This window comes from Hylemonella gracilis ATCC 19624 (assembly GCF_000211835.1).
Taxonomy (GTDB): domain Bacteria; phylum Pseudomonadota; class Gammaproteobacteria; order Burkholderiales; family Burkholderiaceae_C; genus Hylemonella; species Hylemonella gracilis.
This window is the reverse complement of record NZ_AEGR01000051.1, coordinates 28536-45240: the sequence shown is the minus strand read 5'-3', so window position 1 is coordinate 45240 and position 16705 is coordinate 28536. Positions and strand designations below refer to the sequence as shown.

Genomic DNA, 16705 nt, shown 5'->3' with positions numbered 1-16705 from the left:
TTTTGCTTCCGGCGATTTTGGCCCCGCGCCAGAATCCGCTGACCGGCACCACGTGCATTGCGTCCGACACAAAACTCCTGCCATTCAGTCACAGACCTCGCCCGAGATGGAAGCGAACCCGGCAGTCCAGTCCGTGGGATGCACTCCAGTCGCGGGGCAGATTTCAGCGGAACTCAACCGCAGCTCAGGGTGGCCGATTGGGCGGCGCACTACATCGCAAGCAGGCAGATCCCGATGAAGTACTCCATGCCGGATCTCACCCAAACCGATGCGTCAAGTGGATGCCGTGACGCCCAGCGCTTTCAAGATGTTTCTTGCCGAGGCCACGCCCATGTTGACGTAGGCGTCGCTTGTCACGCCGCCGATGTGCGGACTGAGCACCAGGCGTGAATTGCCAAAGAAGGGATGGTCTGGGGACGGAGGCTCCTGGGCGAAAGCATCCAGTCCCGCCATGACCACCTTTCCATTTGCGATGGCCGTCAGCAGGGAACGCTCGTCGATCAGACCGCCCCGGCCGGTGTTCACGATGATGACACCCGTCTTGCACCGACCCAACGTCGTCTCGTTGACCATGCCCTGGTTGTCTTCGGTCAGAGGGCAATGCAAGGAGATGACGTCGGAGCGCGCCCAGATCGCATCCAAGGTCACGGGCTCGATGAATGCGGGCGGGTTGCTGGCGTACGGATCGAAGCCGATCACGGTCATGTCCATCGCCGCGGCGATACGCGCGAAGCGCTGACCGATAGCGCCCAGGCCCACCACCCCGACAGTCCGTCCACTCAGCTCCACGCTTTTGTGCGTGGCTTTGTCCCAGTGGCCCGCGTGCATGCGTTCGTTGAGGTGCACCACCGATTTCGCGCAGGCCAGCATGAGCGCGACGGCTTGTTCGGCCACGGCAGCGGCGTTCGCACCCGCCGCCGCAAGCACCTGGATGCCACGACCCTCGGCGGCGGCACGGTCGATCGTGTCGGTGCCACTGCCGTGTTTGGAGATGACGCGCAGCGACGCTGACGCAGCGATGATCGGTGCGGTGATGCGGCCATAGCGCACGATGATAGCGACGGGATCATGCTGGCGACACAAGGCGATCAAGTCGGCCTCTTGCGGGGCTTTGCCCGCGTAGACCACGTCAAAATCGCTGAGCAATGCCAGCGCCTGGGGTGCCAGGTCGGCGCCGGTGACCAGGATGATGGGCCGACGGCTCAAAGCGTCTCTCCGTCCTTGAGCAAACCAGCCGTGCGCAGTGCAGGCAGCAACCAAGGCGAATGGGTGTTGCCCTGCGCGATTTGCGCAAGACGCGCGGCTTCGTCGTCCACTTTTTTGCGCGCCAGAGGCAACAGGCTTTCGACGATCTCGCGCGCCGCCACGAAGACCCCGTCGGCGTCGGCCACCACGAGGTCGCCCGGGCGCACCGTGACGCCACCGATGCTGACCGGGTGACCGATGCGACCCGGCACGTTTTTGGTGGGTCCGTTGGGATTGGTCCCCGCCGCGAACACCGGGAAGCCAAGTTCCGCGAGTTCCAGACTGTCGCGCACCGCGCCGTCGATGACCACGCCGGCGATGCCGAGTTTGCGGCAGGCCGTGATCATGATCGTGCCCATCAGGGCAGCCGTCAGATCGCCCTTGCCGTCGATCACGAGCACGTCACCGGGTTTGGCCAATGCCATGGCCGCGTGAATCATCAGATTGTCGCCAGGTCGCACGTCCACCGTGAAGGCTGGGCCCGCGACTTTCATCTCTGGGCGCAAAGCGCCGATGCGGCCATGCAGCGCGCCGCGGCGACCGTTCACGTCGGCCAGGATAGCCGCTTGGTACTCGGCCGCCTGGCGGACCAGGGCCGGGGAGACGCGATCAAAGTCGCGCACGATGTCTTGCGTCATGTCACTCTTCCAGTGGGTCAATCGATCTTGGCGCCCGACTCCTTGACGATGGCACCCCAGCGGGCGATGTCGTCGCGGATCAGCTTGCTGAATTGCTCTGGCGTGCTGCCGGTGATGTCAGCGCCCTGGGCATTCAGCTTCATTTGCAATTCGGTGTCCTTCAAGGCCTTGTTGATGTCGGCATTGAGCTTGGGCACCACGTTCTTGGGCAGCTTGGCCGGACCCAGGATGCCGAACCAGGTGATCGCCTCGAAACCCTTGTAGCCAGACTCGGCAACGGTCGGCACCTGGGGGAGGTCGTCGACTCGTGTGGCGGAGGTGACGGCGATGGGCCGCATCTTCCCGCCCTTGATGAAGCCCATGAGGGTCGGAATGGTGGAGACGTACAGCTGTACCTGCCCGCTGATCACGTCCGTGGCGCTCTGCGCCGCACCCTTGTAGGGAATGTGGGTGAGCTTGATGCCAGCGACCTTTTGGAAAGACTCGGCCGCCAGATGTCCCACCGTGCCGTTACCGGCCGAGGCAAAGTTGATGCTGTCGGGCTGGGCCTTCGCCGCCTTGACCACGTCATCCAGCGTGCGAAACGGCGAATCGGCCCCGGTCACGATCACCAGCGGTGAGCTGGCCACCAGGCTGATCGGCGTCAAATCCTTCAGCGGGTCGTAAGGCAGCTTGGGGTAAAGCGTGGGGTTGATCGCAAGATTGCTGGTCTGGCCCAACACCAGGGTGTAACCATCGGCTGGCGCCTTGGCCACGGCGTCAACGCCAATATTGCCGCCCGTGCCCGGTTTGTTCTCGATGACGAAGGTATAGCCGGGCATCTTGCTGGTGACCTCCCGGGCGATGATGTCTGTACCTCCACCGGCCGGGAACGGGACCACGAGTCGGACAGGTTTACTGGGCCAGGTCTGGGCGAATGCCATGGGCACGGCGAAGGAAAGGCTTGCGAGCGCCAGTGCCAGTGCCAGTGCCAGTGCGGCGCGACGGAAAAACTTCATGCTTGTCTCCTGATCGGTGTTGTTGGTGCACCGTGACCGCACTGTAGACACGTGTTGCGCACCATACAATGGCGTTTCGTACAGCGAACCACGGTGCACCATGCGCAATACGACGACAAAAGACCAGGAAACCACCGGCGAAGGCGTTGCCGCCGTGACTCGCGCACTGGCTCTAATGGAAAGCTTCGAGGTGGGCGAGTCGTCGCTCAGCCTTGCCGAGCTGGCGCGGCGCGTCGGCCTGCACAAGACCACGGTGCTGCGCCTCGCCCGGACCCTTGCCCTGTCTCAGTACATGGTGCAGACCGACGACGGCCTGTGGCGCCTGGGCCCGGCCGCCGGCTGGCTGGGCGCGCGTTACCAGGCGGGCTTTGACGTCAACAACGTGGTCGAGCCCGCCTTGCATCAATTGGTCAAAGAAACCGGCGAGAGTGCATCTTTCTACGTGCGTGAGGGTGCCATCCGGTCCTGCATGGCCCGCGTCGAAGGCCCGCAATCCGTGCGGCACAACGTGCGCATCGGCGAGCGCTTGCCGCTGGACCGGGGGGCTCCTGGTCGCGTCATCCTGGCTTTCAGCGGATCGGTGGGCGAACCCTACGAAGCCATTCGCAAGCGTGGCTTCCATATCTCGCTGGGCGAGCGCGAAGCTGAAGTGGCCAGCGTGGCGGCACCGGTCTTCGGCCTGAACTGGCGGCTGCTGGGATCCATGTGCATTTCGGGACCTAGCTCGCGCCTCACCAAGGCCAAGCTGGAGAAGCACGCCAAGGTGGTGATCCGCGCGGCGAACCAACTCTCTTATGCCTTAGCGGGCAGCCGCTCCGCGGCGACGCCCGCCGTCGTTTCGCACTGGCATCCGTGACAACGGCGATGCGATGATCGGAGGCGCCCGCTGAACTCAAATATTTCCTCCTTGTAAAGTTGTCTACAGGCGGCGAATTCAACTGGCCAATGCGACACATCGGGGAGCATCTCATCCAGGGTTTGAAGCAAGCCATTCGGGCTCTCTTCGCCACCCCGCTGACCGCGGCCATCTCGTTGCAGATTGAACCTCGTCGCAATTCACGCAAAAGGAACTTCTGCCCCATGCCCCTTTAGGGTATATCGTAAAAAACTCTCATTCCCCGTAGACTTCCGCTTCCTTTGAACAAGGTTTGCAGCGATTGTTCGCATCCAAGTTCACAGGGGATATGAACTGAGACCACTACTTTCCCGCTGGTGCAGCAACAGAATTCGTCTGTCCGTTACCCACGAAACGCGTGATGCTGGTCGGTGCAGTTGCATGCAACGAGTTGATGGAGGGCGACAGAGATGTCGGTGCTGTTCCAATATCAGTTATTGGGTTCATCGCCAGCGTTCAGAAAGGTCCGGCTGCAAATTGAGAAAGTTGCCGGCATTGACGCGACGGTTCTCATTGAAGGCGAGACAGGAACGGGCAAGGAAATGGCCGCTCGGGCCATCCACTACATGGGCCAGCGCAAGGACGGGCCCTTCGTGCCGATCAACTGTGGCGCGCTGACCGAACACCTGATCGAGAGTGAGCTGTTCGGGCATGAACGCGGCGCCTTCACGGATGCCAAACACAGTTCCGGAGGTCTGATACAAGAGGCCAACGGCGGCACCCTCTTCCTGGATGAAATCGATTCCTTGGGCCACAAGGCGCAAGCGGCCTTGCTGCGCTTTCTGCAAGATGGCATGTACCGTCGGGTGGGCAGCGGCAAGATTCAGCAAGCCAACGTGCGGATTTTGGTCGCCAGCAACGCGAATTTGCTGCAAATGGCCGAAGAGAAAAAATTCCGCAAAGACCTCTACTTCCGCATCAGTGTCTTGAGCTTGCGCCTGCCCAATCTTCGGGACCGTACTGGCGATGCCGTGGAACTCGCCGAGATCTTCGTTTCGCGTTTCGCGCGGCATTACGGCCGAGCAAAAGCCAAGCTCACACCGGAATCCGTGGTTTACATCAACAACCACGAATGGCCAGGCAATGTTCGGGAACTGGAGAACGCCGTGCACCGCGCATTTCTTCTGAGCGACGGTCCGCACATCGTTCTGCCCGACGTGCCTGAGGCGGATGAAGCGGGCTTGCCTCGCACGACCCAAGGCTTCCGCGCGGCCAAGGTGGAGGCTGTTAAAAAATTTGAGCGCGGCTACGTGCTCCAGTTGATGAACGAAACCGGGGGCAACATCACGAAGGCCGCGCGGTTGGCCCATCAAGACCCCAGCGCTTTCGGCAAGCTGGTGCGCAAGTACCGGTCAGACCTGAACGCCTGAAGGCGTTGTCACCGCAGACAAAGCGCATCCATCGGGCACAGTGATCGGGGATCGCTCATTCCGATGGTGGCTTGGCACGCCACACCATGGACCCGTCTTGCTGCCGCAGGACCTCCATCTCTCCCAAGCTTTGCAGCCTCTCCAACGCTCTCACCGTTACGGAGATCAAGGGGCGTGGCTCCTCCCACGCAATCCAAAATTCATGCACCCCCTTGGCCGTGTCCTTGACGTGGGGCGAGTGCATCAAAGTTTTCCGTATCGCAGCCATCGCAAAGAGTATGTCTGCTTCGCGCATTTTGGGCTCTGGCGTTCTTTAGGCCGTCTTCTTGGCCGTGGGACTCTTCACAGGCGTGCTCTTGGCGGCCTGCTTGCGCGCACGCAAGGCCAGCTTGGCTGTCACCTTGTCCCCCAAAACACCCCCAATATGGGGCGTGACACTGAGTTTGAATTTCGCGGGTTTCCCTTTGGCAGTGCCGGATTTCTCACCGGCGGCAGAGTGGGAAGTCGCCTTGCCCGCTTGCTTCATCGCGCGTTGAGCCAGCTTGGCCGTGACGATTTCGCCAAAGACACCCCCAATCTTGGCGGGGCCGAAACCCAACTTGAACTTGCCGCGCGTCGGTCCATGCTCCTGTGCATGACTCGCCTTCGCAGGTGTTGCAGTGTGGTCAGCATGGGATCGGCCTTCGACCCCAAGATGCTCAATGCCGTAGTGCCTCGCAATCTCGGGTGAAATGTTGCCGACCACTGAGAATTGGAACGACCCCATGCGCACCGGCGTCTTGAACTCGTCATCGCGGCCCGTGAACCCCAAGAAATCCTTGTGCTCAACGACACTGCGGGTGGTCAAAGAGTGGTCGTGACCCCCATCCCCCGCACGGACATCTCCGGTCTTTGCCTCCCCCGGCGCTGACGTCTCGCCTCCTTGAGCCGTTGCTTTCTTGGCCAGTTTCGCCATGACGATCTCGCCAAAGACGCCCCCCACTCTGGGGGTGCCAAAGCCCATCTTCAACTTGCCTTGGCGGGCCGGCAACGTCGCAGACTCATGCTCGGTGGACTCATGCGCCATGCGTCCGGTCGCGTGATCTTGGGCTTCGAGTTGGTCCAGCCCATAGTGCCGTGCCACGTCAGGGGAAATGCTGCCAACCACAGAAAACTTGAAGCGCCCGACGCTGACCGGCGTCTTGAACTCGTGATCACGCCCTGTGTAACCCCAGAACTCAGGGTTCTTCATGCGGTCATGGTACGCAACCGTCTCCGCATGAGACCGCCCTTGATGCGTCTGCGCCCCCGCCGTCGCGAGGCCATAGTGGCGCGCGATATCGGGAGAAATTTGCCCCACGACGGAAAATTTGAAAGGACCGGCCCTGACTGGCGTCTTGAACTGGTATTCATTGCCGGTGTAGCCCACGTAATCCGGATGATCCGCCGGCAAGTCATGGGAAGGTTTTTCAGGCTGTCTAGGAACAGCGCTTCTGGATGCATCCAAGGTCACAGAAGGTCGCACCACTGGCGACAGCGTTTGCGACCGAGCGCGAAGCCCCACCTCCGAAATGACCGGCGTGAAATCACTGACAGGTCCTACCGTCGCAGCTCTTCTGCGGGTGGCGACGCCCTGATGGGGCGGTAGGCCGTCCGTAGTTTTGGTCGCAGCCGCTTGGTTTGGTGGCAAGTCAGCAGGGTCGCTCATTGCAATACTCCATGGAATATTTCTCCCGTTCGTCCTCCGTCAACCGAAGGACACGCAAGGGGACTCATCTCACGATGACGCCGCCCCATGGGGTGCAGACTCAACCCCCAACACCTCAAAGATGTTGAGGTTGCCGCCAAAGCGCACGAACATTTCGTGGTACAGCTCCGCCGTGTTCATGTTGCCCCACTCGCCAGCGCGCTGCAGCAGGTAAGGCACCGGGCTGTGGGGTTCCAGGGCGGCGAGGTAGTCGGCGATCAAGGCCAAGCGGCGGTACGCGTCCGCGCGATTGCGTATGGGACCGTCTCCGCCTCGTCCATCGCCCGCATCATCGGAATCGGTGCTTGCTGGCGCAGCGTCATCCCCTCCCGCTCCCCCCGCCGCGGCCTGGGTGGCCGCAGCGTTCAACCGCACGCCGCGTTTGTAGAGTTCCCCGGCCAGCAAGGCCTGGATCTGTTCCAACAAACCCGCCAAGGAATTCAGGCTGGGTGCGGCGTCACCCCACAGGGCTTCCAGCGTCTTCGCGGCCGCATCCACGCCAGCCAATGCATCCGCGAGCACGCGGTAGCGCTGCAGATGATGCTCCGTCGGCGTGGAAGACAGCGCGGTTTGAAGCTCCTGCAAAGTCACGCTGTCTGCGTCAGCGGCCTGGTTCATGGGTCTTGCCTGCTTGGCACGTGCCTGCTCGGTGCGGCGGGCCTGCTCGTAGTCGGCCCAGCAGTACCCGCGCCCGGAACGAACGTCGGTGATGGCGAGCAAACGCAGGGGCGGCAGCAACTTGTCGTTGATCCAACGCACGATGTTGACGCGGTACTCCTCGTCCCCCTCATCGATGCGCGGGTACAACTCATTCCAGTACCGCTCGCACAAGGCGGAGATGAACACCATGCAGGGCGCGATCGCCTCGAAACCATGTTGCGCGATCTGCGCCTCCATCAGCCACGCCGCCAGCTGCAAGTCCTTGGTCTTGCTCAGCAGGGCATGCGCGGCGATGTCCGTGACCTTGTCCCACTCCGCTTGCTTCAGTTCGTAGGCCCAGGCGCCTTGCGGCAAGCTGGCATCGTCCTCGCGTCGCGCTTCACGGATGGCGTTGTAGACACCGTTGCCACGGACCGACTTACCCGTCGGACTTTCTGGGGTGATGGGCTGGAGCAACTCGTCCAGGTCCACGCCGACGCTCTGTTGAAAGTAGCGCTGAGCCCGCAGCAGAAGTTCAGCGTAGTCCGCGGTTTGAGCCATCTGTTGTTGCATGATGTTTTATCCTCTCCCTGTCACTGCCGAGGCGCCAAGACGGGCCAATTGACCGGCAAGGCAATACTTTGAGCGGTCTGCCCCTTGGGATCGGTTGCATTGAAGCCCAACTCCAGATACAGACGCGCTTCGCCCATGCGCCCCTTGTCGTCGCGCAAGGGCACCGCAAACTCCAGCACCGAGGCACGCTTGCCTGATCGTGGCTCGCCAGCCACGCTGGGCTGGTGACGCTCCATCCAGCGCAGCAACGCCCAATCGCCGACCTCGTTGAACTTTGCGGTCGAGCCGCTGACGCTCATGGTCGCCACGTCACCAGGTCTGCGCACCGGCTTCCAGACCGATTGCGTGGCCCACGCCAGGGACAATTCGACAGGTTCACCCCAACCGAAGTCCAACACCGGGTTCACCTCCCGATCATTGATTTTCTTGTCTCCAGCGCGCAAACCCCATTCGATGATCTCCTCGGCGCCCACCTCCTGCTTGCGCCGCGCACGGAAGTTGACTTTCATGCGCAAGGGCCGCGCCTCGTCCGACGCCAACCCCGTGCTCTCCATCAGCGCAGCGACCGCATCCAACTGCTCCAGGAATAAGCTGACGGGTCGCCAGCGGTTGTCTCTCAGGCCGCTGATCTGCTGTTTGAGCGCCTCGCGTTTCTTCGCGTAGTCCTGAAAAAACGCCTGGACCACGGACAAGGGCGCATCCGGGGCACGGAGGTCCGCGAAGGGATAACGTCCTGACAGTTCATTGTTGAATCGACGGGCGATATCCATGTAAGCCAGCAAGGCATCGGCTTCACTCTGGTTCTTGCAACGCAGAATCGATGTGTCCTGAATCTCCCGCCGCCACTGACTGAAGAAATCTGAACTGGCAGCGTTAGAACTCAATTTGCTCAAGACGCGCGGGCAATCGACATAGTTCAGATCGGCCAGCGTGTTCTGAAAAAACGTTTCGAGGCCCCCCAGGCTGCCCGTCAAATCCTTGCCGCTCTGGTATCGGTACAGCTCAGCAGCGGTGCTGCGCCAGCGACGAACACTGGCATTCGATGATCCACTGCCCACGCTGGCGCCGCCGGACAGCGCAAGCGGTGGATGGTCCTCTATGAACTGGACGAAAGGTGTCGCATAGCCCACCAGCACGCCCACACGGTCACGCTGGTGCATCAGGTAATTCGTCAGTTGATTCAGATCACCGAGCTGGAACATCGGATCCCTAGGATTGAAGTCACTGGCATCGCTGGGTTTCGGCTCATAGAGTTTCCCTGACTCCGCGAGCTGGTCAATGCGTCTGAGCATGTCGTTTGCGTAGTTGTGCACACATTCGGTGATCGCGCTCGAGAAAGCGGCCCCGCCCAGCTCGGGCACAAGCGCCAGCAAACGCCCGAGTTGCTCGCGCTGCTTGTCAAAGCTCTGACTTTGATCGGAAAAGCGCGCGTCCAAACCAGCGTCCAGCTGCGGTGCCAGCGTCGTGCGTTGCGCCTCGTTCAGTCGCTCCGCCAGCACCGCACGCAACTGGGCCCGCACAAGCAGATCGGTCAGCGGTGTTGTGGCGGCGTCGATCTGGATGGCTGCTCTGAACTTCTTGTAGTCCCCGAGGTACATATCAACCTCCTTGAGCTGAGAATCCAGCCACCCGCTCAGCGCGGGCTGACAAGAAAAAGCCCCCCTCGGCCTGACCTTCATGTATGGCAGGTTCTCAATGCCCCTCAAGGAGCGCTCGTCGTGCGCCAAGATGGGATTGATCTGGTAGCCTCCTTCGCCCTTAGCGACCAAGGGCCCATAAGGAGAGACAGCGGTCGCGGTCAGTTGGTTGAGCGCCATCGTCCGACAGTTCTGCGGATCGAAGCTGTGCCTGATTTCGGCGAAATCCCCCGCGTAGCCGTGCTCCGCTTGCAATCCCTCAAGACGGTCCAACACTGTGTCGCGCACGCGGGCGCAGGGATTTTTGTCGTCGCTGCTGGAAACCCAGGTGCCTTCCACCCAACCCACCCAATCCTTCAACAGCGTCAGGCTGCCAGGGATGTCCAATTCCGGTTCTTCCGAAAGAAGCTGTCCAATCAGCCTTTGCCCCAACCCGACTCGGGAGACCATTTCTTGGTACAGGAACTCACCGCCTTCTTGCAGTTTTTGACCGATCTTTCCTCGATAGTCTTTTCTGATCGAAGGCTCTCCTGAATAGTGGAGCGCGGACATCGACTTGAGGTAGGAGGCCGTGATTGCGGGCGCATGCCTCTCTGGCTTGATCTGGTACAGCCCCAACAAAAGCTGATCGAACAGCCTGGCCTTCTCGGGCAGGGGCGTGCTGGATCCCCCCTTGGCCACCTTTGCGAAGGCGGCCACGTTCGATTCAAGACGTGCCACCCGCTGCGCATAGTGGTCATATTGCTGAACCATGCCGTCCACGGTTTCGGACGTGTTCAGCGTGTCGTCCGGATCAAAAATGTGAGCGTTGATCAGAGCCTCGGCCTCTTGTTCAAGACGGCACTGCAAGCTCGGCATCACATACTGCTCAAACATTTTCTGGGCCAGCCATTCACCGACGTCCTCGCTCAAGCGGTGATCGAACCAGGAAATCGGAATGGAGACGTAGCGGGTGTCGGAGTTCAGTTCCCCCATCTGCTCCAGCAGTTTGGAGACGGATGCATAGCTCAGGCAGTGATCCACTCGCGTCAAATTTCCTGACTTGGCATGGATCTGCGCTACGGAACTCTTGAATTCGTTGACCTCACGCACCAGTGAATTCACGTCGTAGAACAAGGCGACACACAACGCCATCGCCGACGCGATCAAACCGTACTGGAACTTGCGCAAGATGCGGTTGCGCGACCAAATGCTCTTCTGCAACGGCCTTGCCAGACCAGGTTCAGCGAAGACCTTGTCACGCAGCAGCGGCTGCGCGAAATCGACTTCCTTGCAAACGCCCTTGAGTGTTTCCCCGTCGCACGCTTCGCTGCCGCAGAAGTAGACCCCCCGAAAGTAGAAATTCGCGTGGTGAACGCTGGGCTTGAGCAAGGATTCCAGGAAGGACTTCAGGCCAGGCTCGATCTCCGAGAAGCATTGAGGAAAGAGAAAGAAGCGGTCCGGGGAGTCAATCTCGGCACCGCTCGCCGCCAAGGCGATCTGCAACTGGCGCAAACCGCCCACCACTTCGCCGCAGACCGCCCGCGCGATGTCCGCCGCGGGCTCGTGATCGATCAGCGAGGGATTGGACCAACCCCACAATCCGTCGCGCAAGCGCGTTGGCAGATTGCGCCAGAACTCGGCGTACCCCTCCACCGCGTCCATCTGGGTGATCACCAGATAGACAGGGACCACGAATTCGAAAGATTTTTGCACCTGCCAAAGCTGACGATGGCACTGCTCCGCCAGATCGCGCAATGAGTCGCCATGGCCTTTCATCAAGGTGCGCGCGGAGACGGTCAGGATGGTTCCATCCAAGCCACGCTCGGGTCGGCGCTCGTCGATCGCACGCAGCAGCTGCTGCCAACGCCACTCCTCTTTGGAGCCCTGCTCTGACCACGACAATGCGCCATCAGGGTCAATCAGCACGCCGCCCGAGCAGAAGTGCCAGTCCGCGCCGTCCACGGTCAGCTGGCGCTCCCGCAAGATCAGTGCCTCGCGGCGGCCATCGGTGAGGGAAGCGGCGATGCTCGACTTGCCCGACCTGCGTTCGCCAAGCAGCATGATCCACGGGCTGGCGTATCGCCACTCACGCCGCGTGCTGAGGTAACGCAGGGCTTGCACCAGAATGTCCATGCCACCGCGCAGCTTGCCCGCCCAGGGCTTGGGGATATCAGCCTGCGCCGCGGTCGCGTCCTTGCCCACCTTGGGTCTGCGCCAGCGCAGCACCAGCCACACGGCCAACACGGCGAGTACCAGCGCAGCGACGATCCACAGCGTTGCAGAATGGGTGGTGACGTAGCTTTGCAGCATCATCTCTCTACCGGAACGCTGACTTCAAACCCGTCGCGAAGGGCACCAAGTAGCCCAGCCAAAGCACGCTGGTCAACAGGAGATAGACGGCCAGACCCCAGGCAGTGAATCGGTACCAGGGCCGCAGCGGCGCCAGACGTTCGTCGTTGCGCTGCGTCAGTGTGTAACTGCGCGCCTGGGTAAACGGTTGCAGGCTGGACACGTCGGCGAAACCACGGTGGTTTTCGCTCAGCATTTGGATGAGCTGATCGCGGTACTTGTCCAGCGCATCGGACTCACTCTTGCCCCGGCACTCCCCCTTGAAGCCCAGCTGCAATGCCAACAGATGCACGGCCGCCAGATCGCGCAAGGCAGACTGTCCGCCCCCCAGCCTGGGCAAACTCTCGACCTGACGAAAGAAAAGACGGCCCGCCAAGCGACTTCCGAACAGCGCGTCTTCAAGGGTCAGCGTCAGCCAATGCTCGGCGCCGGGCCAATCCAGTTCGAGCAGGAAAATTTCGTCACTCAATGCCGCCATGACATATTGCGCGCGGCGATAAATTCGCGTGTCCAACTTGGCATCGGCTCGCGCCACCGCCTGCTGCTGGCGATGCAGATAGTTCAGCAAGCGCCGTCGAACCGCGTTCGTGAGTTCTTCGACCGTTGGATTGTCGGACGACAGATCACTCTGCAACACCTGCTGCAGCTTCCCCTCGCGTATCGCCCGTTTGTACTCCGACAACTCGCTGTAGTAGTCAGCGAAGTTCGACACCAGCCGGCTGTTGGACCAAGCCGCTTCAAGCATGGTCACCCGCCCCTTGCGCCGTCTGATTCACAGCCTGATGCCACACGATGTCAATGGGGCCTTGCGCCTGCGCGGCGTGTTCGATCACCAGCCGCCCTCCCGCCGAGACGGAAGGCATGCTCTTGCCCTCCATGTCCAGCGAGTTGATCGTGATTCTGAACAGGGGCGCATCGTCCGGCACGTTCAGGCCCGGCAGATCCCGTGCCAAGACGGGCACGCACGTCGCACCCGGCAAACGGCGGCGCTTGAGTTCCAACACCAGTTCCTCGCTGCCTATGGTGGCCTGCCCCAGCCAGCGCGCGAGCGCCTGCCCATCCTGCCCGGCTCGCGGCCGGAGTTCGACGATGAACTGCTCGGGCGCTGCACCATCGGGAAGCAGGCGGGAGAAGCGGAAGTCCGATTCGCGCTCGAAAAACATCGCCTCGAACATCGGACTGATCAGCGCCAGCCTGCTTTCCAGAAAGTCCAGCATCTGCTCCATGCCCGGCCGCAGATCCTCATGCTGATAAGGCTTGAGCACCGGAGGGGTTGGATTGGTGGCGAGGACCGCCACCTGCCCCACCACCCGGCTCAACTCAAGGTAGAGCGCATGCGGGTGCGTGACGGAACTCGCCACCAGCAATTCCATGCTGGGCAGCATCACCGCCAGCCCCCGGGCCACCATCAAAGTGCGCTGCGCATCTTCCGACAAGCGACTGGCGTTGTCTTGCGGCCGGCGGCTCCCCGCGAGGTCTCGCAGCTTGACGCGCATGGACTCGATCACCTTGCGCACGCGGCGCATGGGGTCCTTGTCCTCGAGGAACCCGCTCGCGTCCAGGCGCAAGATCGGCGGGCAATACGTGCCAACTCGAAGACTGCCCACGGCATCGCGGAACACGTCCAGAAGAGGCACGGCGGCATAGCGCGGCGGCACCGGGCCAGCCAGCAACTCCAGCCTCGGCCTCAGGCGACTCACCTCCACCTTGCTGTCGGGCAGGGTCTCATCGGACTCCAGGCTTCCAGGGACAGGATCAAAGCGCTGGATCGCGCTGCCCGGCGTGGCCGCGCCCCGCTCACGGCGCGGAACGGCCAAAGAAACGCGCTGCACGCTTTCCTGCGTCCAGTCCAGCCGCGCCAAATTCAGCTCCAGCGACGACGCGTGGTGCCCAGGAAACTGCACCACCAAGCCGTCGGGTGTCACCGCATGCAGGCGGATGATCCTCAGCACATGCTGCGCCAAGGCGGCGGCATCAAACTCCAGCGCCACCAAACCCCAGGCATGGGGCTGTTGCAAGGCCAAGAGATGTTGAACCTGGGATTGCCAGTAGATGTCCTGCTGCTGGAAATGCTGCGGCGACAACAGCATGCCCTCGGTCCATTGGACCGCCTCCGGCAGCGATTCGATCAGTTGCATGGTCAAGGCTCCACGATCTTGGTAACAAGATCTCTTTGAACGTGCAGCGTGACACTGCATGGGTTGGTGATGTCAATCGCGCCCTGCTCCGACTGACCGCGCAGGTCCACGTAGGCGCGAACGCTCCAGGCTCTGCTGACGTCGTGGGGGAGGTGGACGTGTTTGAGCAGCCTGCCCGCAGGCACCTCGAAAGACTGGACGGCGATGGCGTCAGCCAAACTGCCCTTGAGGGCTTGCCTTTGCTCAAACCAAGCGCTGGAGGACTTCGGCAGCGCCAGCGCTGCGGCCTTGTCGTGCACGGCCACGATGTCGATGCGCACGGCGCTGCTGTCATTCGCATCGTGGTCCGTCACCAGGGTCAAATGCCTCAAGGCCGCCCTGGGAGGTTCCAGACCGATCCAAGTCTCGACGGTATCGACGGCAGATCGAAGCACGGAACAGCCCGCCAGTCCAGCCGAACAAAGCAGCAGGATGGACAGAACGGCGCGGTTGGCAGAATCGCGCATGCTCAGCCCAACAAGAGGACGCGGATTTGCGCGGGAGTCAGCGAAATCCCGGGCGCGTTGTCCAGGTTTTGGATGTTCAAGGTGGTCATCCGCGTGGCGGGGCAAACGCCGAAGATGGTCTTGAAACTCCCGAGCAATGGGTGGTCCGGTCCGGCCATCATGCCGCTGGCCACGCCCGCGCCCACGTCACCCAAGCTCAGGGTGCCTTGTGTCAGCAAGTTCTCGGCTAAACCGCAATCAAGCAGCACGTTGAAGACGGATGGAATGTGCGTCAACGACATCGCGATGTTCGGGAAAGGAACAGGTATTGCCAGCGGAGGCGTCAGGCAGACATCCGGGAACCCCATGTTCAGCACGCCAAGATTGGTGTTCGCAAACATGTCCATTACCCCATGCTGATACGTTGAGCGTCGGCGCGCAGGTCTTGCTGCGCGCTCAGCAACATCTGTTGGGCGTGCAGCCGCGCCAGGCCTTTGGCTTCCAGCAACAGGTTTTCGTACTGGCCCAGGCACTGAGCGGCCGACTGAATCAGGTGGTCCAGCGCGGTCAAGTTGATGGTCGACGCAACGGCCGACAGCTGCCCCGCGCTGGCGCAGAGTTCCAGGTTCTGCATGGAAATCAGCCGGATCAGACTCTCGGCCTGCAGGCACACACGCGGCGCGTCCAAGGTCAGTTCGTCGGCACCCGGCACACTCAGGCGCGCCGTCGATCCCGTCGGGCGCACCAGGATCGACAAGATGTAGCACGCACCCTCGTCACCTTCCCAGACCAGGACTTGGTCCTGCTTCTGCGCCTGCAGCAAGCAGGACGAGCTGCGGCGAGCCAGACGGCCGTCGTCGAGGCGGTAGCTGTCCGGTCCACACACCTCGGCAACGGTGGCCCTGACGAGGTCCGACGTGGATTGCGAAACAGACGAGAGGGGTTCAACGGAAATCGTCATGCAGATTGCTCCAAAACAAGGCTGCGTTGCTCGGCCGCGAGCAAGTCTCGATCGGTCCCCTTGGCATGTTTGATCTTCGCCCCCCGGTAGGTGCTGTGCTCGAACAAGGCACCGTGCAACTTGGCGTTGCGAAATTCGCAGCCGGAAAAATCAAGGTGATCGCCGCGGGCGTGCTGCCACTGGGAGGTGTTCAGATCAGCGTTCTCGTAAGTGCTGCGCTGGATCACGGCGTGGTCCCACACGGAATACGCCAAGCAGGCGTTTGCGAAGTTGCACCCCATGGCCTTGGCATGCACGAACAAGGCGCAGTCCATGTGCGCTCTCTCAAAGTTGCACCCTTCGAGTTCTGCTTTCATCCACAGGGTGTGAATTGCCTTGACGCGCTGCAGCGACGCGCCATGCATCTTGCTTTGATGGAAGTTGCTGCCACTGAGGTCAGCTTCATCGAACAAGACCTGGGTGAAATCCACCCCATCGAAGTTGCAGCGCCGCAAGCTCATGCCGGAGAGGTTTTTCCCAAGGAAGACGGAACCCTGAAACACACAGGTATCGGCCACGAACCCTTTCAACTCCGAGCTGCTGAAGTTCAGCCCCGTCAGCGCGCTGTGCCCGACATTCGCGCCCTGTAGATTGATGCCATCGGCTTGGCTGGACAGCATGGCACCCCGCTGAAGCGCCACGCCGCGCCAGTCCGCGCCTGACAAATCGACCTTCGTCCAGGTGACTCGCTGCATCTGCGAGGAGTGCCAAGCGCTGCTCACCAGCGAGCTTTGCACCCAGTGCGCGTCACTGCAGCTGACCCCCGAAAAAATCGCACCGTCCAGTTTGCAGCGACTGAACAGCGCGCCATCAAGGCGACAGCCGGTGAAATCGGCTTGCCGCAGATCGCAGTTCACCCAGCGGGTGTGGCTCAGGTCAGCGCCCACCAGCACCGATTGCGGCAAGGAGGACTCCATGAACGTGAGACCACTGAGGTCTCTGCCTGGCGCGTTCCAGCGCGGGCGGTTTTCCCCGGTCAAGGGATGGCCCAAGCGGCGCGCACGCAGCAATGCTTGTTCCATGGACTGCT

General features: G+C 61.6%; 15 protein-coding genes. 3 read left to right on the top strand and 12 right to left on the bottom strand.

Going from position 1 to position 16705, the window contains the following annotated elements; translation table 11 throughout:
• Positions 1-273 precede the first annotated feature (273 nt).
• Genes HGR_RS06975 through HGR_RS06965 form a run of 3 tightly spaced genes read right to left on the bottom strand, consistent with a single transcriptional unit; the run spans position 274 to position 2881 of the window.
• Entirely contained in the window at positions 274-1206 is a 933-nt protein-coding gene (locus HGR_RS06975) for an NAD(P)-dependent oxidoreductase (RefSeq protein ID WP_006297468.1), read from the bottom strand.
• Entirely contained in the window at positions 1203-1883 is a 681-nt protein-coding gene (locus HGR_RS06970) for an RraA family protein (protein ID WP_006297467.1), read from the bottom strand. The genes HGR_RS06975 and HGR_RS06970 overlap by 4 nt, the downstream gene beginning before the upstream one ends.
• A 17-nt stretch (positions 1884-1900) precedes the next feature.
• Positions 1901-2881, bottom strand: a complete 981-nt coding sequence (locus HGR_RS06965; RefSeq protein WP_006297466.1) for a Bug family tripartite tricarboxylate transporter substrate binding protein — start codon at positions 2879-2881, stop codon at positions 1901-1903.
• Between the two features lie 100 nt (positions 2882-2981).
• Here HGR_RS06965 and HGR_RS06960 point away from each other — a divergent pair, with 100 nt between their 5' ends.
• Together HGR_RS06960 and HGR_RS06955 are read left to right on the top strand one after the other, a co-directional pair.
• Positions 2982-3737, top strand: coding sequence for an IclR family transcriptional regulator (locus HGR_RS06960; RefSeq protein WP_039852752.1), 756 nt, complete (start codon positions 2982-2984; stop codon positions 3735-3737).
• A 449-nt stretch (positions 3738-4186) separates the two neighbouring features.
• Positions 4187-5146: a sigma-54 interaction domain-containing protein gene (locus HGR_RS06955; protein ID WP_039852751.1), complete on the top strand. Its 960-nt coding sequence runs from the start codon at positions 4187-4189 to the stop codon at positions 5144-5146.
• Between the two features lie 313 nt (positions 5147-5459).
• Here the strand turns inward: HGR_RS06955 and HGR_RS06945 are convergent, their stop codons facing one another.
• From HGR_RS06945 to HGR_RS06935, 3 genes are all read right to left on the bottom strand, one after another.
• On the bottom strand, positions 5460-6833 hold the full coding sequence (locus tag HGR_RS06945) for a hypothetical protein (protein ID WP_138922433.1): 1374 nt from the start codon (positions 6831-6833) through the stop codon (positions 5460-5462).
• Positions 6834-6902: 69 nt separating this feature from the next.
• On the bottom strand, positions 6903-8084 hold the full coding sequence (gene tssA, locus HGR_RS06940) for a type VI secretion system protein TssA (RefSeq protein WP_006297461.1): 1182 nt from the start codon (positions 8082-8084) through the stop codon (positions 6903-6905).
• Positions 8085-8104: 20 nt separating this feature from the next.
• Positions 8105-11665 carry a type VI secretion system protein gene (locus tag HGR_RS06935; RefSeq protein WP_169312684.1) on the bottom strand — a complete coding sequence of 1187 codons (3561 nt, stop codon included), beginning with the start codon at positions 11663-11665 and terminating at the stop codon, positions 8105-8107.
• A gap of 163 nt (positions 11666-11828) precedes the next feature.
• Between HGR_RS06935 and HGR_RS17530 the strand changes: the two genes are divergently transcribed.
• A complete protein-coding gene (locus HGR_RS17530) occupies positions 11829-12002 on the top strand; it encodes a hypothetical protein (protein ID WP_237701384.1) in 174 nt (57 codons plus the stop codon).
• Positions 12003-12020: 18 nt separating this feature from the next.
• Here the strand turns inward: HGR_RS17530 and HGR_RS06930 are convergent, their stop codons facing one another.
• From HGR_RS06930 to HGR_RS06905, 6 genes are read right to left on the bottom strand one after another with little or no spacing between them, the layout of a single operon-like run.
• The gene (locus HGR_RS06930) at positions 12021-12797 is read right to left on the bottom strand and encodes a DotU family type IV/VI secretion system protein (RefSeq protein WP_006297459.1); all 777 of its coding nucleotides are present in this window, start codon (positions 12795-12797) and stop codon (positions 12021-12023) included.
• Positions 12790-14190, bottom strand: a complete 1401-nt coding sequence (gene tssK, locus HGR_RS06925; protein ID WP_006297458.1) for a type VI secretion system baseplate subunit TssK — start codon at positions 14188-14190, stop codon at positions 12790-12792. The genes HGR_RS06930 and tssK overlap by 8 nt, the downstream gene beginning before the upstream one ends.
• Positions 14191-14192: 2 nt before the next feature.
• Positions 14193-14696 carry a hypothetical protein gene (locus HGR_RS06920; protein WP_006297457.1) on the bottom strand — a complete coding sequence of 168 codons (504 nt, stop codon included), beginning with the start codon at positions 14694-14696 and terminating at the stop codon, positions 14193-14195.
• Positions 14697-14698: 2 nt separating this feature from the next.
• A complete protein-coding gene (locus tag HGR_RS06915) occupies positions 14699-15082 on the bottom strand; it encodes a DUF4150 domain-containing protein (RefSeq protein WP_006297456.1) in 384 nt (127 codons plus the stop codon).
• A complete protein-coding gene (locus HGR_RS06910; RefSeq protein ID WP_006297455.1) occupies positions 15082-15636 on the bottom strand; it encodes a DUF3540 domain-containing protein in 555 nt (184 codons plus the stop codon). The genes HGR_RS06915 and HGR_RS06910 overlap by 1 nt, the downstream gene beginning before the upstream one ends.
• Positions 15633-16697 (bottom strand): pentapeptide repeat-containing protein, encoded by a 1065-nt coding sequence (locus tag HGR_RS06905; RefSeq protein ID WP_006297454.1) that lies wholly within the window; start codon positions 16695-16697, stop codon positions 15633-15635. Before HGR_RS06905 ends, HGR_RS06910 begins: the two co-directional genes overlap by 4 nt.
• Between the last annotated feature and the right edge of the window lie 8 nt (positions 16698-16705).

Excerpts from the sequence above, each read along its gene's own strand:
- HGR_RS06970 (WP_006297467.1), bottom strand. The coding sequence starts at position 1,883 with ATGACGCAAGACATCGTGCGCGACTTTGATCGCGTCTCCCCGGCCCTG.
- HGR_RS06965 (WP_006297466.1), bottom strand. The coding sequence starts at position 2,881 with ATGAAGTTTTTCCGTCGCGCCGCACTGGCACTGGCACTGGCACTGGCG.
- HGR_RS06960 (WP_039852752.1), top strand. The coding sequence starts at position 2,982 with ATGCGCAATACGACGACAAAAGACCAGGAAACCACCGGCGAAGGCGTT.
- HGR_RS06955 (WP_039852751.1), top strand. The coding sequence starts at position 4,187 with ATGTCGGTGCTGTTCCAATATCAGTTATTGGGTTCATCGCCAGCGTTC.
- HGR_RS06945 (WP_138922433.1), bottom strand. The coding sequence starts at position 6,833 with ATGAGCGACCCTGCTGACTTGCCACCAAACCAAGCGGCTGCGACCAAA.
- tssA (WP_006297461.1), bottom strand. The coding sequence starts at position 8,084 with ATGCAACAACAGATGGCTCAAACCGCGGACTACGCTGAACTTCTGCTG.
- HGR_RS17530 (WP_237701384.1), top strand. The coding sequence starts at position 11,829 with ATGTCCATGCCACCGCGCAGCTTGCCCGCCCAGGGCTTGGGGATATCA.
- HGR_RS06930 (WP_006297459.1), bottom strand. The coding sequence starts at position 12,797 with ATGCTTGAAGCGGCTTGGTCCAACAGCCGGCTGGTGTCGAACTTCGCT.
- tssK (WP_006297458.1), bottom strand. The coding sequence starts at position 14,190 with ATGCAACTGATCGAATCGCTGCCGGAGGCGGTCCAATGGACCGAGGGC.
- HGR_RS06920 (WP_006297457.1), bottom strand. The coding sequence starts at position 14,696 with ATGCGCGATTCTGCCAACCGCGCCGTTCTGTCCATCCTGCTGCTTTGT.
- HGR_RS06915 (WP_006297456.1), bottom strand. The coding sequence starts at position 15,082 with ATGGACATGTTTGCGAACACCAATCTTGGCGTGCTGAACATGGGGTTC.
- HGR_RS06910 (WP_006297455.1), bottom strand. The coding sequence starts at position 15,636 with ATGACGATTTCCGTTGAACCCCTCTCGTCTGTTTCGCAATCCACGTCG.
- HGR_RS06905 (WP_006297454.1), bottom strand. The coding sequence starts at position 16,697 with ATGGAACAAGCATTGCTGCGTGCGCGCCGCTTGGGCCATCCCTTGACC.